At 46.4% G+C, this 23,324-nt stretch carries 21 protein-coding genes, 4 tRNA genes and 3 pseudogenes; 4 read left to right on the top strand and 24 right to left on the bottom strand.

Going from position 1 to position 23,324, the window contains the following annotated elements; all coding sequences use genetic code 11:
• Positions 1 to 32: 32 nt before the first annotated feature.
• From RE628_RS09055 to RE628_RS09020, 8 genes and pseudogenes are all read right to left on the bottom strand, one after another.
• A complete protein-coding gene (locus RE628_RS09055; RefSeq protein WP_309158422.1) occupies positions 33 to 347 on the bottom strand; it encodes a DinB family protein in 315 nt (104 codons plus the stop codon).
• Positions 348 to 374: 27 nt separating this feature from the next.
• Positions 375 to 614, bottom strand: coding sequence for a DUF3006 domain-containing protein (locus RE628_RS09050; protein ID WP_309158421.1), 240 nt, complete (start codon positions 612 to 614; stop codon positions 375 to 377).
• Positions 595 to 1,407 (bottom strand): ComEC/Rec2 family competence protein, encoded by an 813-nt coding sequence (locus RE628_RS09045; protein WP_309158420.1) that lies wholly within the window; start codon positions 1,405 to 1,407, stop codon positions 595 to 597. The genes RE628_RS09050 and RE628_RS09045 overlap by 20 nt, the downstream gene beginning before the upstream one ends.
• Before the next feature lie 267 nt (positions 1,408 to 1,674).
• The gene (locus RE628_RS09040; RefSeq protein WP_309158419.1) at positions 1,675 to 3,375 is read right to left on the bottom strand and encodes an Ig-like domain-containing protein; all 1,701 of its coding nucleotides are present in this window, start codon (positions 3,373 to 3,375) and stop codon (positions 1,675 to 1,677) included.
• Entirely contained in the window at positions 3,366 to 3,890 is a 525-nt protein-coding gene (locus RE628_RS09035) for an Ig-like domain-containing protein (RefSeq protein ID WP_309158418.1), read from the bottom strand. Before RE628_RS09035 ends, RE628_RS09040 begins: the two co-directional genes overlap by 10 nt.
• 148 nt (positions 3,891 to 4,038) lie before the next feature.
• Positions 4,039 to 4,712, bottom strand: a pseudogene (locus RE628_RS09030) (uracil-DNA glycosylase).
• A gap of 174 nt (positions 4,713 to 4,886) precedes the next feature.
• Positions 4,887 to 4,959, bottom strand: a tRNA-Lys gene (locus RE628_RS09025).
• A gap of 164 nt (positions 4,960 to 5,123) precedes the next feature.
• Positions 5,124 to 5,208: transfer RNA gene (locus RE628_RS09020), tRNA-Leu, on the bottom strand.
• Between the two features lie 198 nt (positions 5,209 to 5,406).
• Here RE628_RS09020 and RE628_RS09015 point away from each other — a divergent pair.
• On the top strand, positions 5,407 to 5,559 hold the full coding sequence (locus tag RE628_RS09015; protein ID WP_309158417.1) for a hypothetical protein: 153 nt from the start codon (positions 5,407 to 5,409) through the stop codon (positions 5,557 to 5,559).
• A gap of 40 nt (positions 5,560 to 5,599) precedes the next feature.
• On the opposite strand, the gene RE628_RS09010 is transcribed toward RE628_RS09015, so the two are convergent.
• Complete coding sequence (locus tag RE628_RS09010) at positions 5,600 to 6,064, bottom strand: ASCH domain-containing protein (RefSeq protein WP_309158416.1); 465 nt, start codon at positions 6,062 to 6,064, stop codon at positions 5,600 to 5,602.
• A 129-nt stretch (positions 6,065 to 6,193) separates the two neighbouring features.
• On the opposite strand from RE628_RS09010, the gene RE628_RS09005 reads away from it, so the two are divergent.
• Positions 6,194 to 6,412, top strand: coding sequence for a hypothetical protein (locus tag RE628_RS09005; protein ID WP_309158415.1), 219 nt, complete (start codon positions 6,194 to 6,196; stop codon positions 6,410 to 6,412).
• Between the two features lie 242 nt (positions 6,413 to 6,654).
• Here RE628_RS09005 and RE628_RS09000 read toward each other — a convergent pair whose 3' ends face one another.
• The 10 genes from RE628_RS09000 to RE628_RS08955 all read right to left on the bottom strand — a co-directional run bounded on the left by RE628_RS09000 (position 6,655) and on the right by RE628_RS08955 (position 14,831).
• The gene (locus RE628_RS09000) at positions 6,655 to 6,753 is read right to left on the bottom strand and encodes a YjcZ family sporulation protein (protein ID WP_309158414.1); all 99 of its coding nucleotides are present in this window, start codon (positions 6,751 to 6,753) and stop codon (positions 6,655 to 6,657) included.
• Between the two features lie 177 nt (positions 6,754 to 6,930).
• Positions 6,931 to 7,004 (bottom strand) — tRNA-Ile (locus tag RE628_RS08995).
• A gap of 25 nt (positions 7,005 to 7,029) precedes the next feature.
• Positions 7,030 to 7,102: transfer RNA gene (locus RE628_RS08990), tRNA-Met, on the bottom strand.
• An 82-nt stretch (positions 7,103 to 7,184) separates the two neighbouring features.
• Positions 7,185 to 7,352 (bottom strand): hypothetical protein, encoded by a 168-nt coding sequence (locus tag RE628_RS08985; RefSeq protein WP_309159614.1) that lies wholly within the window; start codon positions 7,350 to 7,352, stop codon positions 7,185 to 7,187.
• A 160-nt stretch (positions 7,353 to 7,512) separates the two neighbouring features.
• The gene (locus RE628_RS08980; RefSeq protein ID WP_309158413.1) at positions 7,513 to 8,820 is read right to left on the bottom strand and encodes an ABC transporter substrate-binding protein; all 1,308 of its coding nucleotides are present in this window, start codon (positions 8,818 to 8,820) and stop codon (positions 7,513 to 7,515) included.
• Complete coding sequence (locus tag RE628_RS08975) at positions 8,817 to 9,029, bottom strand: hypothetical protein (RefSeq protein ID WP_309158412.1); 213 nt, start codon at positions 9,027 to 9,029, stop codon at positions 8,817 to 8,819. The genes RE628_RS08980 and RE628_RS08975 overlap by 4 nt, the downstream gene beginning before the upstream one ends.
• On the bottom strand, positions 9,026 to 9,922 hold the full coding sequence (locus tag RE628_RS08970) for an ABC transporter ATP-binding protein (RefSeq protein WP_309159416.1): 897 nt from the start codon (positions 9,920 to 9,922) through the stop codon (positions 9,026 to 9,028). The genes RE628_RS08975 and RE628_RS08970 overlap by 4 nt, the downstream gene beginning before the upstream one ends.
• Before the next feature lie 10 nt (positions 9,923 to 9,932).
• Positions 9,933 to 12,851, bottom strand: coding sequence for an ABC transporter permease (locus RE628_RS08965; protein WP_309158411.1), 2,919 nt, complete (start codon positions 12,849 to 12,851; stop codon positions 9,933 to 9,935).
• Positions 12,851 to 13,954 (bottom strand): permuted SH3 domain-containing protein, encoded by a 1,104-nt coding sequence (locus RE628_RS08960; RefSeq protein ID WP_309158410.1) that lies wholly within the window; start codon positions 13,952 to 13,954, stop codon positions 12,851 to 12,853. Before RE628_RS08960 ends, RE628_RS08965 begins: the two co-directional genes overlap by 1 nt.
• Positions 13,917 to 14,831 carry an ABC transporter ATP-binding protein gene (locus RE628_RS08955; protein ID WP_309158409.1) on the bottom strand — a complete coding sequence of 305 codons (915 nt, stop codon included), beginning with the start codon at positions 14,829 to 14,831 and terminating at the stop codon, positions 13,917 to 13,919. Before RE628_RS08955 ends, RE628_RS08960 begins: the two co-directional genes overlap by 38 nt.
• A 273-nt stretch (positions 14,832 to 15,104) precedes the next feature.
• Between RE628_RS08955 and RE628_RS08950 the strand changes: the two genes are divergently transcribed.
• Both RE628_RS08950 and RE628_RS29565 read left to right on the top strand, forming a co-directional pair.
• Complete coding sequence (locus RE628_RS08950; protein WP_375143060.1) at positions 15,105 to 16,241, top strand: S-layer homology domain-containing protein; 1,137 nt, start codon at positions 15,105 to 15,107, stop codon at positions 16,239 to 16,241.
• Positions 16,127 to 16,690, top strand: a complete 564-nt coding sequence (locus tag RE628_RS29565; protein ID WP_375143103.1) for a glycosyl hydrolase family 18 protein — start codon at positions 16,127 to 16,129, stop codon at positions 16,688 to 16,690. The genes RE628_RS08950 and RE628_RS29565 overlap by 115 nt, the downstream gene beginning before the upstream one ends.
• Before the next feature lie 93 nt (positions 16,691 to 16,783).
• Here the strand turns inward: RE628_RS29565 and RE628_RS08945 are convergent, their stop codons facing one another.
• The 5 genes and pseudogenes from RE628_RS08945 to carA form a co-directional block, all read right to left on the bottom strand.
• A complete protein-coding gene (locus tag RE628_RS08945) occupies positions 16,784 to 17,329 on the bottom strand; it encodes a hypothetical protein (protein WP_309158408.1) in 546 nt (181 codons plus the stop codon).
• A gap of 142 nt (positions 17,330 to 17,471) precedes the next feature.
• The gene (gene pyrE / locus RE628_RS08940) at positions 17,472 to 18,128 is read right to left on the bottom strand and encodes an orotate phosphoribosyltransferase (RefSeq protein ID WP_309158407.1); all 657 of its coding nucleotides are present in this window, start codon (positions 18,126 to 18,128) and stop codon (positions 17,472 to 17,474) included.
• Positions 18,122 to 18,859 (bottom strand): orotidine-5'-phosphate decarboxylase, encoded by a 738-nt coding sequence (gene pyrF / locus RE628_RS08935; RefSeq protein ID WP_309158406.1) that lies wholly within the window; start codon positions 18,857 to 18,859, stop codon positions 18,122 to 18,124. Before pyrF ends, pyrE begins: the two co-directional genes overlap by 7 nt.
• 88 nt (positions 18,860 to 18,947) lie before the next feature.
• Positions 18,948 to 22,159: pseudogene (gene carB, locus RE628_RS08930) on the bottom strand (carbamoyl-phosphate synthase large subunit).
• A 5-nt stretch (positions 22,160 to 22,164) separates the two neighbouring features.
• Positions 22,165 to 23,297, bottom strand: a pseudogene (carA, locus tag RE628_RS08925) (glutamine-hydrolyzing carbamoyl-phosphate synthase small subunit).
• Positions 23,298 to 23,324 lie beyond the last annotated feature (27 nt).

The following is a 23,324-nucleotide window of genomic DNA, read 5'->3' as shown; positions in this document are numbered from 1 at the left end:
CGTTGTTCTATTTGCATTTGAAATATAAATCTCTATGCAAGATAACGTTCATTGATGATGTTCATATGGTGGATCGTATGACAGGCAATAATATAACCAAGCGAGCTACGGAGTAGTCGGTAGCTCATAATACGTTCTGTATCTGTCATATGCCCAATGACTTCCTTCAGACTCCATTTGCCTTCAGCGTAGCGGTAAGCTTCCTGCTCCTCAGTTACGGATGAAAGCCGATCTACGATTTGCGTGGTCTGTTCCTTCAACATTTCCAACAGATTACCTTCCGGTACCAGATTCACATACTCCTGAAAATGCGGTAAAAATTCCTCAACTTTTGGTCGTGACAACATACATTGATCCTCCCTTGGGTTCATTCTTCAATCTTCCCAGACTTCATCCATTAACTTCTTGATTTCCTTGCCTCTAGCCTCAGTCTTCTGCCGATTAACCAACCATATGCCGTCCTTCAATTCCACAACATCTCCTGGTCTAACTCCATTGCCAACTCGGCTTCGCGGAACATCCATAATTCTGCCGTTAACTTCGATTCTACATAGTTCCCCTTCAAAGCCTTCAACGATCCCAACCATAACCGCGTCACCTTTCCGTCGTAACATAATACTTACTGCCATCGGAGGCAATCTCGATATTCCCTTGTAAATCGTTGCGATACACCTTCACTTGTTGCTTAGCGAGACGATCCAATATCACTTGCTTCGGATGACCATATTTGTTATCCTTTCCAACTTGAATGACAGCGTACTTCGGATTCACTTGTTTCAAAAATGCTGGTGAAGTAGAAGATTTGGAGCCATGATGGCCGACCAGCATTACATCAGCTTGCAGTTCTCTTCCGGATGACAACATAGCCTGTTCACTCTCTCGCTCAGCATCTCCGGTAAGCAGATATGAGCTGTCTCCGTATGCAATTCGAACCACGGCACTCATGTTGTTCGTATCATCACTAACCATTACCGGAGCTACCATCTCGGCACTAACTTCTTCGTCCCAGTCGAGGCGAACCCCGGCCTGAGCTGTCTTCACCTTCAAACCCTTATTCTTGATCGATCTAAGAAGCGATTCATAGGTTTTCGTATTAGACTGAATCTTTGGCATATAGACCGCTCCGACCGGGAAGTCGTCGATCACCCGATCTAGACCGCCAATATGGTCCGCATCAGGATGCGTTCCAATCACGATATCAAGATGATCAATCCCGTAAGCATGCAAGTCATCGACCACTTGCTGCTCGCGGTCATTATTACCTGCATCAATCAGCATGGTCTTGCCAGAAGGACTGATCAGCAGTTGCGAAGCTCCTTGCCCAACATCTAAGAATATGACCCGCAGACGCCCTTCATTCCCCCAGCCTGCGTTGTCACGGAAGGCGAATCCTTCGGTCCGAGCCAATCCTGCCAGCCGCCCTCAAGTAAATAGAAACCTATAAAGACAGCTAATAAAACAACAATAATACTGTTTCTTGGTGTATTTCGTTTAGAACTTTTATTCGTTTTGCGTTTAGCCATTGTTGAGTAATTTCCTTTCATTCATTAGACCATATGTACAGAACATTTGTTCTTTAATTATAAGTCAAGGCTTTGGTGGAATCAACCAAATAGTACAATGCAAAGAGCCACCTCCGTATGAACGGAAGTGACTCTTCATTTATTACTTATCTTATTTTACTGTGACGCGAATCGACACCGTCTTTGTATCAAGCTTCGCTTTAATGGTTGCTGTTCCTTTGCCAACCACTTCAATTTTTCCGTTCGTTACTTTAGCTACAGTTGCTTTAGAAGTCGTCCACACTGCGCTATCGTTAACGGAAGCAGTAGCACCGGTATCATATTCTGCGGTAAGCTTTACCGTTTTTACGTCACCTGGTTTTAATGCCAGACTCTTCTCATCAACCGTAAGCTTAGTCAGTTTTGGAACAACTTTAACTATTACACTTGCGGATTGCCCTTGATAAGAACCAGTTAACGTCGCCGTTCCTTCTCCTACAGCTTTGACCGAGTTTGAAGGAATGGTGGCCACCTCATCATTGGAAGATTTCCAGCCCATCTTACTGGAAAGATTGACAGTCTTACCGTCAACATAGTAACCAGTAACCTTGATAGCCTTTGTCTTCTTAATGTTCAGTTCAATGCTTTTCGGTTCAACGACAATTTTCGTAATTTTCGGCTCAATCGTCACAGGCATGCTAATCATTTTATTGGAATAAGTGCCTTTTAAAGTTGCTGATCCTTTGTTCAAGCCTTTAATTACTTTACCAGAGCTTGTCGTTTTCACTACTGCATTCGCACCAGTAACCGTCCATTCAATATCATTGGATACGTCAGCTTCTCCGCCATCTTCAAATACAGCCGTAACTGAAGGAAGCGGATTCTCCTCACCAATCACAAGGCTCATTCTGTCGTCAGGAATGATAAAGGTAAGTACTTTTTCCTTCACAGTAAGTTCAACACTTATGATCTTTCCACGAATGCTCAGCGGTGAACTTACTTCTGAATCAGGGAGCTTCGCTGTGAGCGTAACTTTACCCGCATCCTTGGATACAATTTTGCCATCTTCAATCTTGGCGATATCTTCATTATCGGAAGTCCACTTCATATTGCTGCTGAAATCGATCTTAACATCGTCCAGCTTAGTTGCCGTTACTTTAGGAAGACTTAGCTTATCATTCTTATACATCTCCAGCTCTGTCTTCTCTACAGACAGATCCGTAATTGTCGGGGCTACAGTCACATTAATACTCTTGTTGACTCCAAGATGACTTACCTTGATTGTTGATGACCCAGCAGTCATCCCGCTGACCAAGCCCTTAGATACTGTAGCATACAATGGATTCGATGAAGACCAATCTGCATCCGCAGTTACTTGTTCAGATGAATTAGCGCGATCTCTCATTTCTGCTTTCAGTTCCAGCTTCTCGCCAATAAACATCAATTGGTCTTCAGAAGGATCCAGCATAATGACTTCGAATGGAGCGCGTACATATACATCAACTTTAGCCTTGACTCCTAGATATTCGGCAGTAATTGTCGTTTTACCAACTGCCTTGACCTTTAGCTTACCCTCCTCAATCGTTGCAACACTGCTGTCTGAAGATGTCCATTCTGCCTTCGCAGTAACGTCTAAGGTTGATTTATCGCTGGTCAACGTTGATTCTGCCGTCAGTACTACATCTTCGTCGCCGACCACCATCTCCAAATCTTGATCCGTTAAGCTTGCTCCACCACGAAGTATGTTCAATTCGGAATACGGTGAAGTTACCGTCGCTTTAAATGAAGCCGTCAGCCCTTTGTATTTGGCTGTAATCGTTGCGTCCCCTGCGCCGACCAGAGTAATTTTCCCTTTCTCAATCGTCAGCACCATGGAGTTCGAAGTGGACCAATCCGCATCAGCAGTAACGTCCTTCTTCTCCCGCTTCCATCAACGACGGCCTTTGCTTTCACCGTCAAGTTCTCACTGTCTCCCAGTTTGTATTTACCGTCTTGTGGATCATTCAGTGTTAACTTCGTATATGTGTCTACTGCCTTTACTTCGATCGTAGACTGGGAACCATTATACTCTGCTGTAATAGTTGCAGTACCACTTTTCAACGCAGTTAGAACACCACCATCGCTTACTTTAATGATCTCATCGTTGTCGGAGGACCATTCTACTCCTGACAATTTTGTCACATCCGTTGTTCCAGAGATGCCTTCTTTTTTTGCATTCAATCTCAATTGTTTCGTTTTCCCTACTGTCAGTTCAAGGACTGTACCAGATCCTTCAATTTCAACCGATGTTACATCTCCCGTGGCCGCAAAGGCGCCAGTAGGAAATACGACAGCCAGGAGCAGCGCCACTGTAAGGAGCCATCCTGTCAGTTTCCTGTTTCCAGTCATTCATTTCTCTCCTTTGGTTGTCAAGTCTGCCGGAATCCATATCCAGGCCTATAGGTACTATATCGACATGCAGGAATAATTTCATTACCCCGGCCCAGAAAATAATACCTTTGTCCTATAAACGAGACATTCTCCGGTAATGCCAAAATTAGATCATATCTTTTGTCCACTCGATCGGCTGATCGCCGATTGATTGCAAATGATGATTGATTTGGGAGAAGGGTCTACTCCCAAAAAAGCCTCTACTTGCTGCAAGCGGACTAGGATGTACAGAAGCGATTACCTTGTGCTTGCTTTGATCTATCATCGCTCCCTTTTTCTGCGCGTGATTCCCCACAACACAAACACGACCGGACGCTCACGCTCGTTTAACTTCGCCACAATCGCATCCGTGAATGCTTCCCAACCTTTGCGTTGGTGCGAGCCAGCCGCTCCCTCACGAACGGTTAGCACATTGTTTAGCAGCAGCACCCCCTGCTCGGCCCAAGGCGTCAAAGTACCACCCTGTGGAGAGGCTACACCAAGGTCGCTAGTCATCTCCTTATAAATATTGCGCAGGGATGGCGGAATCTGAACTCCCGGTTGAACCGAGAAGCTTAATCCATGCGCTTGTCCCGCACCATGATATGGGTCCTGTCCTAATATAACTACCTTCGTGTCAGCGAAGCTTGTCAGCTTGAGCGCCTGGAATAACATCTGCTTCGGCGGATATATCGTATAGTTATCGTATTCCTGAGCCAACCAATCGATAAGATTCTGAAAATTCGGTTGCTGTATTTCATCATTCAGTACTTCATCCCAGTCATTATGAAACCAGTTCATATGTACACCCCCATGTTTGACTAATACATTATAACAGATAATCATTTCAGGATTAGGGCCAAGATGTATGTATTTTAATGAACAAAAATAAGAGGTGTACAGGTAATCAATCCTGATTACCTGTACACCTCTTATTAACAACAAAGAAACGGCATCTCTGCCGTTTCTGAAGGATGGATCGTCAGGGACTCGAACCCTGGACCACATGATTAAGAGTCACGTGCTCTACCAACTGAGCTAACGATCCAAATTATTAACAACATCACCAACTCTTATATAGTAACATATTAATTCGAGTATTGCAATGTTTTTTTTGAAGCTTCGTCCAACTTTCCAAGGATTGGGGAAGATCGTAAGTCCCTTATCAGTCATGAGAGCCATGCGATCTTCCTTGAACCTTGTAAGCACGAATGCCGAGAGCGGGACTTGAACCCGCACGGTGGTCACCCACCCAGGATTTTAAGTCCTGTGCGTCTGCCGATTCCGCCATCCCGGCTTACTATCGACGCAGGATTGGCAAATCCTATATACAATGCGTCTATAAGCAGCTTTTCTATGTAGAAGAAAAATCCTGCGTTTGTTATTATAGCACGGTAGTTCCGAAATAATCAAGTTTTATCATAAACAATTTCATTCATGGGCAAACTTTGAACCAATCAACCTTATCTTATAGACATAGACATTGGAGGATACCATGATGAATAATTCGGATGATCATTACAAAATAGCTTCACTCGATGATACCACCAAAGCAATCACAATTATTAAAGAGGCCGAAGATCGGTTAACCCAGATTACTGGACATGAAGTTACCCTAATCGCTTATGAGAAGAATGAGGAGATATAACTTTGTTCTTATGGCATACCTGGTTGAACTACTATCTCGACTAGGTATGCTGTATCTCATTAGTATCCAATAGCAGATCATCTGGAAGGTTCCACAACCCAAGTCTCCCCGTTGCGGACAGCGGTCTCTCCAAGGACCTCATCTTGTCCAATTTCCAGACATAGCGCCCCTCCGTATAATCCCCAAAGACATATTCCGTTCCCTCCACTCGATAATCGTCTTCGCTAAGGATTGCAAAAGTTCCCCAGTTCACTTCTACACTGAGGCATCGTTCCAGCCTACCTACCGCGATGATCGCCCCTGTTGGCAATTGATCGATGGCATATCCATGCTGCTGAAGAATGGAGCGATACGGCTCCAGTAAACAGATAGTCTTATCTACCGCTTTTCCTGCATGAATCGCCAGTTCACCCCTGTAATCCGTTCTCCAGCTACGTGTCTCGAATTGCTTCTCCCCCAGAGCTACTAAGGTCGCCCAAGGCTGCCTGATCGTTATTACCTTCATGAGAAACTCCTCCTCTAGGCTTACGGATTATTATGGACTCCTTCAATGGTACAGATAGACAAACATACAGTCATTCAGTAGTTACATGCGTATAATGAGGTGAACCTATAACAAAGGAGCTGAAGAAAAATGTCAGATTGCCATAACAAATGTCCAGAACAAACCGTATTTGATCCACCAACTGCAGTATATCAAGATTATTATCATCCACAAGTTGTTAACGTAATTCACCCAGTTGAAATCATCAGACGACATCATTGTGTACCCATGCCATGCCATCAATACACTTACTCTGTCAAAGACGTATATTGCGGCGGACCTGAACTGAGAGGCAAAAAGGGCCGTTAATCACACCTTCATTCCGCAAATTCTAATATCATAGCTACCCTAAATACGCAATTCCCCTATAAAATAGCTACTTTTATTCCTATCATGTAAGTAATCCAGGTCTCCGAATGGAAACCTGGATTTCATTCATTTAAGACCAGGAAGAGAATCTCCGTTCTCCCCATTCCTCGATTAGCGCATGATAAAACCGATACACATATGAACTGAGGGAATTGAACTATAATCTACGTTATAGAAATCCATTAAAAAATAAAAGCCATTGAAATGATTACAAGCAATATGAAGAGAACCAAAATGGCCCCAGTTGAACCCCATAATCCACCACCAAGTACTTCACCCATGTGTGCATACCTCCTTGCATTTAGAGTACACACCATCCTATTCTATTTTCTGCGAAAAGATTGGACATCTTCCCTATTAATTAGTCTATTTATGAGAAGTTTGTCTACAATTATCAAATCTATCAAATAAATATAAACAGCAAAAAACCCTTGCATGGCAAGGGTTTCTCGCAAGTATGGGCCCTGAGGGACTCGAACCCCCGACCAATCGGTTATGAGCCGACCGCTCTAACCAACTGAGCTAAGGGCCCTTGCGACAAGTTACTAAAAATAGAATTGCGGGGCAGGATTTGAACCTACGACCTTCGGGTTATGAGCCCGACGAGCTACCGAACTGCTCCACCCCGCGACAATAAATAGCGACAAGTAATACTATACATTAAGATGCCTTAGTATGTCAAGTGTTACTTTAAACCTTTTTAACTCGTCATTTAAGGAATGAATCTAACCCCATATTTCCCGCGTCTTGAGCGGAAGATTTCAATTTCATTCATACGGTCAAAGCCGTAAATCCAACCATCCTGTTCTAATCTCTTCGCCAGGCAGCCTGCTTGAAATTTAGTACGATACAATTTATTGAAGTATACCCAGTTCATCATAGCGATCTCCTCCTTGCCAGTAATGGTTCGTCGATATATAGATTGCCCAGAATTGCAAAAAAAAAGCCACCGAAAAAATTTCCAGTGACTTTTTTTTACTTATAGAGCTATTTAATTGTTCAAAAAGAACGGTTTTCAGCACCGAGAAACTTTGAACTACCTATCCTTTTACATCAACGGAAGAAGCGCTCGTTCCACTCTCTTCAGGTACATAAGGCGTTCCATCGTCCTGGAACTGCGTTTTAGGATTAAGCTTGATCTCCTGCAGCATTTTATCTCCTTTATCCGACCATTCCTTTAGAGCATCTGCTACAGACTTTTTATTATCCAATACCTCCTGGAAGGAATTGCGCCCTATATTATCCACCGAATATAATCCTGGCTTTTCTTGCTTCATTTTATCATCCTTCGGATTTGTAGGTGGAACTGGTTTTAGATCATAGAAAGCACTGATATTATAAGACAGACCTTGCTTCGGCTGGATATACGATTTACGAGCTACCATCTCATACGTATTGCTACGCGACTTCAGCTTAGCCCAATCTTCACCGGCAATAAATTTAATATAATCCCAAGCAGAATCCGGGTTAGCCGCATTACTGTTAATGGCAAACGTATTATTCAGATATATACTACTTCCGATATCCGGCTTCTCCGGATGAACCGGAACAGTAACAACGTCCCAATCGATTGGCGTATAATTTTTGATTTTGGCCGCATTCTTATTTGCATCGGCAATGTCGTTAATATAATTACTCTCACCAATGATCATGGCTACTTTGCCAGATAAGAACAGATCGCTCGAGAGCGCAGTCCATGGTTCGTTATAGTCGACATTACTGTTATTCGGCATAATTTCTTCCTTAACGAGCTTGCTGATCGTTTCCCAAGATTTTGTCCATTGCGGCGAATTGACAGTCATCGTCTCGGCTTTCTCATCATACGTTCGGAGCTGCAATGGCGCCATATAAGTGTACTGCATATCCCAGAACGGATCATTTCCCTTATAGCGGTTAAAGGAAAATCCATAGGTACGATCCTTACCTGTGCCCTTTGCGACCCTGCGTGCAAGGTTGAATATATCGTCCCAGCTCATTTTATTGCTAGGAGGCTCAACGCCCGCATCAGTGAACAGCTTCTTATTATAGAACAAGGCTGATGAAGAGAATGTAGGGGTCAAGGCATATAAGCTTCCATCTCCTAAATCCTTAATACCATCAATAACCGCAGGGACAAAATCGCTCGTATCAAATTTATCTTCTTGAACCAATGGATCAAGCTGCTTCAGCATATTTTCCTGAATCAATTGCTTCAAGGTACCCGAATCCGCTACAACTACATCGACCGGATTACTTCCGGTCATCAGCTTCTTTATACTCTCCATGTTATCTGGCTGCTGGTATGGCTCCGTTCCGTCGTTATAGCGCCAATCCCCATAATCGATGGCAGGAACAATTTCAATTTTCACATTTTTTCTGTCATATTCATATATGTCTGTGTATTGCTGACGAAAATAAGAATCGTCGGTACTTCCATACAGAACACCGATGCGAAGCACCTTTTCCTGTTTACTGTCCTGTGCTTTCCCCCTGTACAACCAGCGAGCAGCCCAAGCGCCATTGTGGCCGCAAGAGACACGGTCATCATTTTACGCATTTTTCCGTTCTTTAAATTCATGCGTTCTCCTCCTCTAATGATTTCGGTGCCGTAATCACGATCTTATCACCATCAAACTCCATACTCGCTCGCCCTTGGATACCCACAGCTTCTAGATATTCCTTAGGTACCTGCAATCTCCCAACCCGGTCGACGACGACAAAGGCTTCGTGTACTTCCTGGAGTCCGCCCTGATGGAAACCACCATTCTCCATCGTTGCCAGATCCAAATTCGGATTACGCTTCAGGAACTCCGTACTCGTCAATCCATCTCGAATCGCGACAACGCGGTCAACTTTACCAGCCAGTGTCAAATCATGTGTTACGATAACAATCGTAATTCCAAGCTCACGATTCACATTGCGGAATATGCCCATGATCTGATCAGAGGTTGCCGTATCGACCGAGCCTGTCGGCTCATCCGCTAATAGCAGCTTGGGACGATTCGATAGCGAGATGGCGATGGCCACGCGTTGCTGCTCCCCACCAGAGAGCTGATGCAACTTGCTATGCATGCGATCTTTCAGGCCAACCCATTCAAGCAATTGCTTCGCATAGGCCCGATCCAGCTTGCCGCTTAACAACATCGGCATCTCAACATTCTCCAAAGCGGACAGGTATGGAAGCAGGTTGCGTCCATTGTTCTGCCATACGAAGCCGACGGTATTCCGCTTGTATTCTACCAACTGGTCATCACGAATCTTCAGCAAATCCCAGCCGCCCACATTCACCTGTCCAGCAGAAGGGCGGTCAAGACCGCCCAAAATATTCAGTAGAGTAGATTTGCCGCTCCCGCTATTTCCGATGATCGCCATCATTTCGCCTTGATTGACAGTCAAGTTCAAGCCCTGTAGAGCTACAACTTCAATATCTTCTGATTTAAAAATTTTAACGAGTCCTTCGCAATAGATCATTTCGCTCATATTACCGCTCCTCTCCCATCTTGACAGCCTGATGTACACGTAAGCGACGGATCTGCCATAGCAAAAGTCCGGCACCGAGCAGTAGCATAACTAGAACGACGACGTATAATTGCATCGTATCCGAAGAGTTGAAAATGATTCTAAACGGAGGAACCTGTGAGGTTACATTGTCCGCTGTTTGTAGGAACGGCAGATACAATTTGCCTGCTACTTTACCAATGACAATACCAAGCACAATCGATAGCCCTGCAGTCAGCAGCTGCTCCGCCAGCAGCATCAGCGTCAGCTGCCTGCGCGATAAGCCCATCGCCCGCAAAATACCAAACTGCACAACGCGGCTCGACAAATTGAAGAACCAGTACATCACGTATCCGATCAATGATACGACCACCGAGACGAGGAAGCCCATACTCAAGATCCCGAATACTCCGCCGCGAGTAGGATGCTTCTTCTGCGTCGCCAGCTCACTGCGTACATCCTTGACTGAATACAGATCGATATTCTCGCTGGCCAGCTTCGTGACAATCGGTGCAACCTTGGCTTCCGGCTTCATCTTTAGCCACACTTCATAAGGAAGAATCTTAGCCTGATCATAAATATAATCCAGATTGGCAATGATGAACGGAGCTTCGTCCGGATACATGCTAGGCCAGTATGGTAGAATCCCGTACACAATGAAATCTACAGATTGCTCTCCTAAAGATACCGTAATAATGTCGCCGGCCTTGAGCTGATACTTCTCGGCCAGATTAGACGGTACAAGCGCAGCACTCTCATTCATCCCCAGTAAATTCAAATATTGATGAGGAGCCGTCGGGAACAGGTCATCACGGAACCAGGCAACTTGATAGAAATCAACGTTATCAATCCCCATAATGTTCCCCTGACCTGCCGAACGTCCGGAGATGATAAGATTGCCCTTGGTCTGTAGCACCCGTGCCGCATGCTCCACACCTTCCAACTTGCGAAATACTTCAAATGGTGGTTCAACATAGTTCATCTTGGTCGGTTTATTACCTTGACCATTTCCAGTTCCTCCACCCGGACCACCAGTTCCAGGATTGCCTCCTCCTGGATTACCTCCACCAGGGTTGCCTCCACCACCGGAGCCTCCCTGGCCTTGACCAGAGCCTGTTGGTGGCTTAGTTGGCGTTTCAGGAGTCTCTTCCCACACGGTCTGCATAACAACGTCCGCCCCATATTTATACAGCGTACGCTCGGTTGAGTTCAGATCAATCGTACGGGCGGCAGAAGCATTATATACCCCTAACCCCAATGTTAGAACCAACAGAATCATCAGCGGGTAATAGGACGAAGCTGAACGGGATAACTGGGTAAGACTCAAATAATAAGGAACCGGTAGCCACTTCTTGCCGATCCAACCGATCAGCTTGAGAATCCACGGGAAAATCCGTAGGAAGAATAACCCGATCGAGAAAATAGCCAATGCTGGAACAAAGAACAAGAACGGTTGTACCTGTAGCTCATCCGTTGTCATCCCCGTCTGGAACGTTAACATCTGGCGTTCATAGAACAGATAATAGCCGTATCCAGCAACTCCCATCAGTACAATGTCCAAGCACCAACGTTGCCAGGTTGGCATACGATCGTTCCGGGCCTGCTTACGCTTCGCATTCACGATGGAGGCACGTGCATAAGAGACGGCCGGAAGCACTGTAGCCAGAATCGCAATGACAACGGCTAAAGCGCCGAGAAGAAGCGCATCCATATTGAAGCCAACAGGGATCGATTTGCGATTGACAAAGGTCAGGAAGCCATCAGCGGAACCGATGCTCTTCGACATAAACCAGCCGAGCAAAGGTCCAAATACCATGGCAGCTGCACCTAAAATAATCCCTTCCAGCAAATAAATGAAAATAATCTGTTTGGTAGAAGCTCCCCGGCTGCGCAGCACAGCAATGTCACTCTGCTGCTTATCCAATGATTGTCTAGCATTCATGACAATATAGTAGAACACCATTGCAATCATCGGGGCTGCAAGCGTGAAGAGCAATGTCTGCATTTGCAGACTCTGCTTGCGGAAATCATTCAACAGTTCTCCAAAAGAGAGATCCACCTTTGTATCCTTCAACTTCTGATACAGTTCAACATTCAATCGATCAAGCGTGCTCGATAAAGGAGCTAATTGACTCGTCTTGATCTCACGTAGATCAAACGCATAATACCAGCTAGACCCATGAATCGGAATCGATAATTGCTTAAGAAGAGCATCATTAAATACCTTCTCATTTACGAAGAAACTGTTCATCATGCCTTCGAAACCTTGATACCAATAAGGATCCGTCTCATCTATCGGCTGGAATGAACCGACGATCTTAACCTTCAGAACGACACCCGATCCACCAGCGACAGGGTATTCTATCACATCACCAACATGAAGATCTTGTCGATACATCGCTTCTTCCATCATCAGCGCTTCTAGAACATTTCCATCATATTTATCCGAGGTAATATTGTTCCCCGTCACCGAGATATGATCTTGAAGACCACTCATTGAATTGATCGACATTGTCCGCGTACGGCTCGCATCGACCTTGGTCGGGTCCTGCGGATAAACCTCCGCACTTCTTAGCGAACGGGCATTAACATAAGCCTGGAACGGAAAATTAATCTCTCCCGGGATATCCTCAGCGATATACTTATTAACGGCTTCAAGCCCGGCCAAGTCTGTCTTCGCCCCTCCAGCTGCCTGGTAACTCATAATCAGAGAGCCGGCTGGGAGCCCCTCGCTTTGCTCTTTCAGAGTATTAGAAACAACGCGCTTAAGCGCTCCGTCAGAATACATCGGTATACTAACCGTAAAAGAGACCGCCACGATCAAACCGACTAAGGTGCTCAGCGTTAACCATTTCGTGTTCCACATTTTACGGAATAGCAAACGTAACATCGGCACTCCCATTAACGACCCACTACTTTCTGTCCAGGTGTGAGGCCTTTAAGGATTTCAATATCCGTAGATGTCTGCATGCCTACTTCTACATCGACTTCACGCTTAGATCCATCCGCTTCAACGACCTGAACATAGGTACGCGATCCGATGGTACGCAGAGCAGATATCGGAATTAATATCGCTTTTTCCTTACGGTTAGTCACGACTTTGACGCTTAACTGACGCCCTCTTTCCAGATCCTTCGGCCATTTATCCAATTCGACGATTAGATACTTGTCAATCGAATCCTTTTCAGGAGTGCCGTTATTGCCATTGTTTCCGTTGTTCCCGTTATTCGACGAATCCACAGGAGCCGGCATAGCCTTAATTTTTCCAGTCACAACACCTATCGCGTTAATATCCACTTCAGCTTTCATGCCAACGGCTAGCTTCTGAAGCTCCTCTTTGCCGAAGGAAGCCGCAACAACAAGGGAAGAGGTATCAGAAATAGTACCTAGAGAATCATAGGCTTTGATAACTCCGCCCTTCTGAGCGTTAATCGAGACGATCGTACCTGAGAAAGGAGCTGTTAATGTCCCATCAGCAATTTTCTGCTCCAGGTCAGTCAGTTCCTGACGTTGTTCTTCAAATACAATGGAGGCCTTTTCGAACTCAACCTCATCCATTTCATCCTTCGTCCGCAGCGTTTCCTTCATTGTTAATTCCTGCTGACGGAAATCAAGGCGCTTCTTACGCAGATCCTTCTCCAGATCTTTAACATCAAGCTCGACCAGGGCATCACCCTTTTTGACTTTATCCCCGGCCTTAACCAGAACATTTTTAATATGAAGTCCATCTTCTGTAAAATACAGTGGCTCCTCACGTTGACTCATGATTTTGCCTACTGCGCTTACAGACTGCTCAATTGTCTCCGAACGAACCGCATATTCCGGTTTCTTCGAGATCGTCGGCGGGGTAATGACCGGAAGCACTTCTTCCTCATCTTCATTAGGAAGCAATGAGCAACCTGTTGATAGAAGAAGCGCCGTGCAAATGGACAAGAGCCCCAGTGATCTCATTACCCTCCCCTTTCTTCTAGTTAATGAATCTTCCATCCACCATTTCATAGACATGGTCTGCTACCTCCAAAATTGTTGGGTCGTGTGTTGTCATGCATATTGTCACTTCTTCTGTATGTATTATATTTTTGAACACGGCCATGACCTGAGCACCCATCTGTGTATCCAGGTTCGCTGTCGGTTCATCGGCCAGTAACAGCTTAGGACGGTGTGCTATCGCCTTGGCGATCGCCACACGTTGTTGCTCCCCGCCAGACATTTCAAACGGTCTATGGAACATCCGTTTACCGAGTCCTACTAACTCCAGACAATGAGTCACGCGCGATTTCCACTCGCTGGAAGGTACATTCGCCATCCGCAGTGATAATTCGACATTCTCCCAAGCTGATAGAAGCGGAAGCAAGGCATAGGCCTGAAAAATAAAGCCAATTTGGTCTCGGCGCAGCTTCGTGCGCTGATTGTCGCCCAACGAATGCAAAGGATGATCCTGGAAGTAAATTTCGCCCGTAGAAGGCTGATCCAGACCACCTAACATATTGAGCAGCGTTGTTTTACCTGAACCAGATCGTCCTTTAAGCATAACGAGCTGACCACTGCGAACCTCCATATTGATCCCTTTGAGCACATGAAGCTCACCCCCTCCTACAGGAAAAGAGCGGTGAACGTCCTTAACAGTCAGAATCGGCCCCTTTGGCTCTTCCACCTGTTCTTGTTCAGGAGAAGGCGGTTCTTCTGCAGCTTGCTCCTGCCCGGATTCAGCAACCGCATTTACATCTTCTTCCAACTCATCACCATCTGCAGGAATGTCATGTTCAACTACCTGAGACTCGTGAGAGGGTTGCTCTTCCGTATGATCCGATACCACAGCGTCTACGACATCTTCATCGCTGGGTTCAGAGGATTTTACTGGTTTGCGAAGCCATCGCATCATCTTGTATCGGTCTCCTATATTGATCTATTTTTGTGATTAACGTTAGTGGATAACTAGAGCATTACGCCGCTTGGCCCACATATCCCATACGCTATGCATTATAAACGAAAATACATGGCAAAAAGTTACAACAATTTTTACGAAAATGAGATTATATAATTGCTACCTTTATTTCCAAAATTTTAATACTGATAGATCACTTCTTTTCTGATAGTATAGCAGGGGTTTCTATTAATGCACCTCTACTATATACCGGAAAAGAGGACCCACAACATGAAGATCACTAGAATCACTCTTCTCCTGCTTGCTTGTCTGTTCATGATAGAACCTCTTACCTTTGCGAAGAACAGCGAGCTCCCATTCCAAGATATCGGACAGAGCTACGCTAAGGATGCAATTATCTATCTGCACGAGAAAAATATAATGAATGGCACAAGCAATCAACTCTTCTCACCGCGACAAGCAATGACCCGCGCAGAATTTGCCACCACACTTGTTCGTCTGCTACATATGGAGCCAGTCACGCCGGCTGTCCCTACGTATACCGATGTGAAGAAGCAAGCTTGGTATTATGAGACCATTCAGGCTGCTAGTGAGCTTGGTCTCGTTACCGGGAACGGAAATGGCACGTTCTCTCCAGCACAATCTATCACCAGACAGGAAGCGGCAGCCCTGCTTATCCGCGCCTTGAAAGAACAGACTGGAACTTATGGGCTTAGCGGTTTCAATGATCGGGCCTCTATTGCCGAATGGGCACGGCCCTATGTCGCCGCTGCAGCTGGCCTAGGCCTCATGGAAGGAAGCGATGGCGCATTCCATCCTAATCAAGCCCTAACCAGACAGGAAGCAGCTATGCTACTGTACAGAGTGCTACAGAATGAAAAATGGCAGCAAAAAATCAATCCGAAAGTGCCAGATTCCATTCAAATCGGCTGGCAATACGGACAAACTACGGAAGAATATGAACGCTCGATTAGCAAATCCAATATCAATGTTCTATCACCGCGCTGGTTCTTCCTTAATCAAGACGGTTCGATGGCCAATTATGTTGACACCTCTTTGATCAGCTGGGCCAAGCAGAATAACAAAAAGATATGGGCGATGGTCGGCAACCGTTCTTCGCAAGAAAACACGCATGCCATGCTGAGCTCGAAGCAAGAAGCGACAAGTTTCATTGCCCAGCTTAAAGCGGCAGTCGTGAAGTACGGCTTACAGGGCCTTAATCTCGATTTCGAAAATGTAGCCCCGAAGGACCGCGAAGCAATGACCGCTTTTACGGCCGAGCTAGCGGCACAATTGCATACAGTTGGTGCCAGCTGTCCGTCAACGTCTCTCCGGATTGGAATACGGATTGGACGGAAGCTTTTGATTATGCTAGCCTTGGTAGAAGCGCCGATTACATCGTTCTGATGGGCTACGACGAGCATTGGTCGGGATCTCCCAACCCTGGCTCCGTGTCCTCCATTCCTTGGTTGGAGCACGGACTTGATACCTTGCTGAAGAAGGTTCCTGCTTCCAAGGTCATCCTGGCACTGCCGTTGTACAACCAGGATTGGACTGTTAACAACAAGACCGGGGCAGTCTCATCCGAGGATGTCTCGTTATCTGAGCAGAATGCACGAATTCAAAAGTTCGGGGCCGGACTAAATTGGAAAGAAGATTTGGGTCAGTATAAGGCTAGTTATCAGGCTAATGGAGTTACCCATCAGCTATGGCTAGAGGAGACCCGTTCACTCTCTCAGAAATACAAAATGGCTTCTGAGCGGGGCATTGCCGGATTCGCCTATTGGCATATAGGCGGAGATTTCCCAGGCATATGGCCGAGCCTACGCAATATGGCTAAATATATGGCGCAATAGATGACCTTAGTTGGTAAAGTAAAAACAGTGTGATCCGCGGGTAGACCGCTATATCACACTGTTTTTTTATGAAGGCTGTGCTGCCTCCGTTGTCTAATAATGATAGGTCATTACAGTCCCTTGATCTGATAATTGGATCACGGGCCGTTGTCCATTCCTGGAAACTTCCTTCACTTCATTTAGCGAAAATTGTTCGCTTACATTCTTAGCCTTACCATCCACCGTATATTCTATAGTTACTTCCAAGCTATCTACATTGCCGATCTTAACACGCTTGATCAAATTGTTGGTCGGCATCATAATTCGTCCACCTGCCGCATCTGGTAAGGTGAAAGGATCATCCGCCTGACTCACTGATGCTACCATATGACCTCCAAGTTTCAAGCCATAACTGATGCCATCGAAGGTTTTCTCGTCCCCATTCCGATCCAAATATTGTTCCCCAACATAAATCGAATCCGGATATACGACCATCTCAATATTTCTGATATAGAAATCATCTGTTGCCAAATCAAAACTATAAAGCTCAGGGTCCTGATCAAGCTGAGTAAGTCGATAAGACAGAAATGCAATCATAATGACAAATACCGCATTTAGTACGATTGAGCTAATGAACAACGCTCGTCTCCGATTTGACAAAATTAATCACCCTTATCTCTGATAAATATACCATAGCATAGGTAACTTAATTTGTCGTAAAAAAGAGTCATAACCCGTACCTCGATCCTCATGTGTTGGCAAAGCAACCATTTCGGATGGAAAGCTGGATATGACTCTATAACTATGTTCTTCGTAGATTATTTGCCAAAGAAGATGGGTCTTGTCTCCAGGATTTCAGCAAGTCCAGATCCTCTGTTTTGATGACACCGCGTTCTACAGCGACCTCGATCAGTGCAGAATAATTGGACAGGGTCTGCAGCGGTATTCCTGCATCTGCGAAGGCATTGACTGCCTTGTCCAATTGATAGCTGAAAATGGCCAGCACAACTAGCGGCTCTGCGCCAACGGCACGAACTGCTTCTGCAGCTTTGATCGAGCTGCCACCTGTTGAGATTAGATCCTCGATGACGATGACCTTCTGTCCCGGCTTAATCAAACCTTCGATTTGATTCTCCTTGCCATGGCCCTTGGCCTTGTCGCGAATGTAAGCCATCGGTAAGCCCAGCTTCTGCGATACGAATGCGGCATGGGGAATTCCCGCCGTTGCTGTCCCGGCAATAACCTCGGCCTCTGGATAAGACTCACGGATTACAGCTGCAAAGGATTCAGCGATCAGATCGCGGATTTCCGGATAAGACATTGTTAAGCGATTGTCACAATAGATTGGAGATTTGATCCCTGAAGTCCAAGTGAAAGGATCACGAGGGCGGAGCGCAACTGCCTCAATATCAAGCAGACGACCTGCAATTTGATTAGCCATAGAATTTGTATTTACCATGCTTGTTTCATCTCCTCAATAATTTGTAGCGCTGCCTCTCTTGGGCTTGGGGCAGATATAATCGGCTGGCCTACAACGATGTAGTCCGTTCCCTGTTGTATTGCTTCCAGCGGAGTTAATGTACGTGACTGGTCACCTGCAGCACTTCCTGCTGGGCGAATTCCTGGTGTAACTGTCTTGAAGTCTGTACCGCAAGTACTCTTAATCGCCTGCACTTCTAGCGGCGAAGCAACAACTCCATCTAATCCTGCTTCCTTCGTAAGCTGAGCATAAGAGACAACCGATTGTTCAACCGTACCCGGAATCCCGAGCTCTTCATTGAGCATGGTCTGATCCGTGCTCGTGAGCTGTGTTACTCCGATCAGAATCGGCTGCTTCAGTGATGGAGATGCTGCCATCGCTTCCAGTACACCTTCCTTGGCAGCCTTCATCATCTTCAATCCTCCAGCGGCATGAACATTGAACATATCTACACCGAGCGAAGTGATGCTAATTGCACCATTCTTGACTGTGTTAGGGATATCATGCATTTTCAAATCAAGGAAAACAGAATATCCGCGATCCTTCAATTCACGGACAAAGTCCGGTCCCTCGCTGTAATAGAGCTGCATCCCTACCTTCATATAACAAGGGATCCCCTCCAGTGTGTCGATGAGTTGTCTAGCTTGCTCCACTGTTGGGCAATCCAGAGCAACCATTAATCTTCCTGCGGCTTGTTCGAATATATTCATGTTTCTTGCCTTCCTCCTGTCATACTCACGGCCCCGAAGCTTAAGCCTCCGGAGCCGCATTGAATATCAATTGTTTATTATCTATTAATTAAGTCCGTGGCATAGCCTGTGAAGAGAAGTTGAGTGTCTCTAACATTTCCAGTAGTGCGCGAACTGTATCCAGCGAAGTCATGCACACCACGCCGTTCTCCACCGCTTCACGGCGAATCCGGAATCCGTCACGCTCAGGCTCTTTACCTTTCGTCAGCGTATTGATAACGAAGTGAGCTTGGCCGTTGCGAATCAGATCGAGAATATTCGGTTCCCCATCCTTCAGCTTATTCACTGTAGTTACGCGGATGTCCGCCTCTTCCAGCGCCGAAGCTGTGCCCGAGGTTGCGATAATTTTATAACCAAGGTTATAGAAGCCGCGCAGCAATTCTACCGCTTCTTCCTTATCTTTGTCAGATACCGTAGCAATGATCGCTCCGCTTACCGGTATTTTCATTCCTGCTCCCACCAAGCCTTTGTACAGGGCCTTGGCATACCGTGGATCACGGCCCATAACTTCACCCGTGGACTTCATTTCTGGACCTAGGGTCGGCTCAACGCGGCGCAGCTTGGCGAAGGAGAACACGGGCACCTTCACAGATACCTGATCGCTTTCCGGCCACATACCTTCTTCATAACCGAGGTCCTTCAGCTTCTCACCAAGAATACATTTTGTCGCTACATTCGCCATCGGAATGTTCGTTACTTTGCTAAGGAACGGTACAGTACGGGAGGAGCGAGGGTTAACCTCGATCACGTATACCTCGTTCTGGAAGATGACGAACTGGATGTTAACCAGACCAATCGTCTTCAGTTCTTTGGCAATCCTGATCGTGATGTCGACGATCTTCTCCTTCAGCTCCGCAGACAGATGCTGCGGTGGATATACCGCGATCGAGTCACCGGAGTGAACACCTGCCCGTTCGATATGCTCCATAATGCCTGGAATCAATACGGTCTCACCGTCACAGATCGCATCGACCTCTACCTCTTTGCCGAGCATGTAGCGGTCAATCAGTACTGGATGCTGCGGATTGATCTTCACCGCTTCCTCCATGTAGCGTAGCAGGTCCTCATCAGAGTAGACAATCTCCATCGCCCGTCCGCCCAGTACATAGGATGGACGCACTAGAACCGGATAACCGAGTGAGCGTGCAGTTCCAACCGCTTCATCCACGGAAGTCACAGTGTTTCCCTTAGGCTGAGCAATGTTCAGTTTGGATAAGAGAGCTTCGAACCGCTTGCGATCCTCCGCCTCATCAATGCTTTCTAACGAAGTGCCGATAATCCGCACGCCAGCCGCTTCTAACGGGGCTGCTAGATTAATCGCCGTTTGTCCACCGAATTGAACAATTACTCCTATCGGATTCTCCTGCTCGATGACATGCATAACATCCTCGAAGAAGAGTGGCTCGAAGTACAAGCGGTCAGATGTATTGAAGTCTGTCGATACCGTCTCCGGATTATTATTGATAATAACCGCCTCATAGCCGGCATTCTGAATCGCCCATACAGCGTGTACTGTGGAGTAGTCGAACTCTATCCCTTGGCCAATTCGGATCGGCCCCGAACCAAGCACGATGATCTTCTCTTTATCCGTGTGGATGACTTCGTTCTCTGTCTCATAGGTTGAGTAGTAGTATGGAGTTGAAGCTTCGAACTCTGCCGCACAAGTATCGACCATCTTGTAGACTGGACGGATACCCTGCTCCTTACGGAAAGCCGTTACGCTAGCTTCCGTCACAAGCGAGGCCCCGGGGTGTCCGGCTGAGCGTAGTTCAGCAATCGCGCGGTCGGTGAAACCCAATCTTTTTGCTTCATATAGAGTTGCTTTACTTAATTCTGTCTCACCGGAGATCCGGCTCTCGAACTGTACCAATCTCTCAATCTTATCGAGGAACCACCAATCGATACTTGTCAGGTCCTGAATCTCCTGCAGCTCATAGCCGCGGCGGAACGCTTCAGCAACCAGGAACAGCCGCTCGTCATCAGCCTTGGCAAGGCGCTTGTTCAACGTATCTTTATCTAACTCATCCGATCCTTTCAGATACAAGCGATGAGTACCAATCTCCAGGGAACGAACTGCTTTTTGGATTGACTCCTCAAACGTCCGGCCGATCGCCATTACTTCTCCAGTCGCTTTCATTTGCGTTCCAAGTTTACGATTGGCATGCACAAATTTATCGAAAGGCCAGCGCGGAATTTTACTAACGATATAATCCAGTGTTGGCTCGAAGCAGGCATAAGTCTGACCTGTCACGGGATTGACAATTTCATCAAGCGTATAACCAAGAGCGATCTTGGCTGCCATCTTGGCAATTGGATAGCCGGTTGCTTTCGAGGCAAGTGCCGATGAACGGCTGACCCGTGGATTCACTTCAATGACATAGTATTGATAGCTTTGTGGATCAAGTGCGAACTGTACGTTACAGCCACCCTCAATCTCCAATGCGCGGATAATCTTCAGTGAAGCCGAGCGAAGCATTTGATACTCACGGTCGGACAGCGTCTGACTTGGTGCTACTACGATACTGTCACCGGTGTGAACGCCAACCGGGTCGAAGTTCTCCATATTACAGACAACGATACAGTTGTCATTAGCATCGCGCATAACTTCATATTCGATTTCCTTCATTCCAGCGATCGATTTCTCAATCAGACATTGCCCGATAGGACTATAGCGGATACCCGAGGCAACGATTTCTTTCAATTCTTCTACGTTCATACAGATCCCGCCGCCAGTACCGCCCAGCGTATAAGCCGGACGAACAATCACCGGATAACCTATTTCGTCTGCGAAGCCTAGCGCTTCTCCTACCGTCGTAATAATGATGCTCTCCGGTACCGGCTGCTCCAGCTCACGCATCAATTCGCGGAACAAATCGCGATCTTCCGCTTTTTCAATTGAAGTTAACTGCGTTCCTAGCAGCTTCACATTCTCGCGTTCTAGCACACCCGCGCGGGCTAATCTACCGCCATATTCAGGCCGGTTTGTCCGCCAAGCGTCGGCAGTAATCCATCAGGACGTTCCTGGCGAATAATCTGCGTTACAAAATCAAGTGTAATCGGCTCAATATATACTTTATCAGCCATATTCGTATCTGTCATAATCGTGGCCGGGTTGCTATTAATGAGGACAACTTCTACGCCTTCTTCTCTCAATGCTTGGCAAGCCTGGGTTCCGGCATAATCAAACTCAGCGGCTTGCCCGATGACAATCGGGCCGGAACCGATGACAAGAATCTTCTTCATCTCTTTATTAATCGGCATAGTTATTATTCCCCTTTCGTAGCAGCCATCAGTTCAATCTGACGCGGTTTTCTCGGATGTTGTTTCTTATGCTCACGGATCATTTCTATGAAGCGGTCAAACAGATAGCTGTTATCAAGCGGCCCTGGAGATGCCTCAGGATGATACTGAACAGAGAAGGCTGGATATTTCTTATGTCTAACTCCTTCAACCGTCTTATCATTATTGTTGATGTGGGTAATTTCCAGGTCCGTGCCCTCGATCGAGGCTTCGTTAACGGTATAGCCGTGATTCTGCGAAGTGATATGACAACGTCCCGTTGCCAGCTCTTTAACCGGATGATTGCCGCCGCGATGCCCGAACTTCAATTTCTCTGTATCGGCGCCACAAGCCAGCGATAATAGCTGATGTCCCAAGCAAATTCCGAAGATCGGATATTCACCGAGGAGCTCAGAGATCATTTTAGCGGCATATGGTACATCTTTGGGGTCACCAGGGCCGTTGGACAATTGAATCCCATCTGGATTGAGGCGACGAATTTCTTCGGCTGTCGTATCATGCGGCACGATGACGACATCACAATCCCGTTGGTTAAGCTCTCGTAAGATACCACTCTTGGCACCGAAATCAACAAGGACGATGCGCTCCTTCGTGCCCGGGCTGCTGTAGATATGCTGTGTTGAGGTCCGCGCTACTTGGTTACGAAGCTCCTCAATGCTAGCTGCCGCTACCATCTCTTGCAGTTCTTCGACCGATTTCGAAGAGGTTGTGAGAATCCCCTTCATCGTGCCATGATGACGAATAATCCGAGTCAACATCCGTGTATCAATATCTGTAATCCCAGGAATGCCATACTCCTTAAGTAGATCTCCCAGACTGCATTCCGCTCTCCAGTTACTTGGTCTTGGCTCATACCTGCGCACAATGAAGCCATGAATCGAAGGCGCGATTGATTCGAAATCATCGCGAGAAATTCCGTAGTTGCCAATCAGCGGGTGTGTCATGGTTACGATCTGACCACAGTAGGAAGGATCAGACAATACCTCTTGATACCCCGTAATCCCGGTATTAAAAACGACTTCGCCGCTTTTTCCACTTCCGCTCCGAACGATTTGCCCGTGAACAGCGTGCCGTCTTCCAATAACAATCTTGCCTGCATCCTCTTTGCACTCCTTTTTATACACTT

Source organism: Paenibacillus sp. D2_2 (assembly GCF_031199965.1).
Taxonomy (GTDB): Bacteria; Bacillota; Bacilli; order Paenibacillales; family Paenibacillaceae; genus Fontibacillus.
This window is presented reverse-complemented; position numbering and strand designations above follow the sequence as displayed.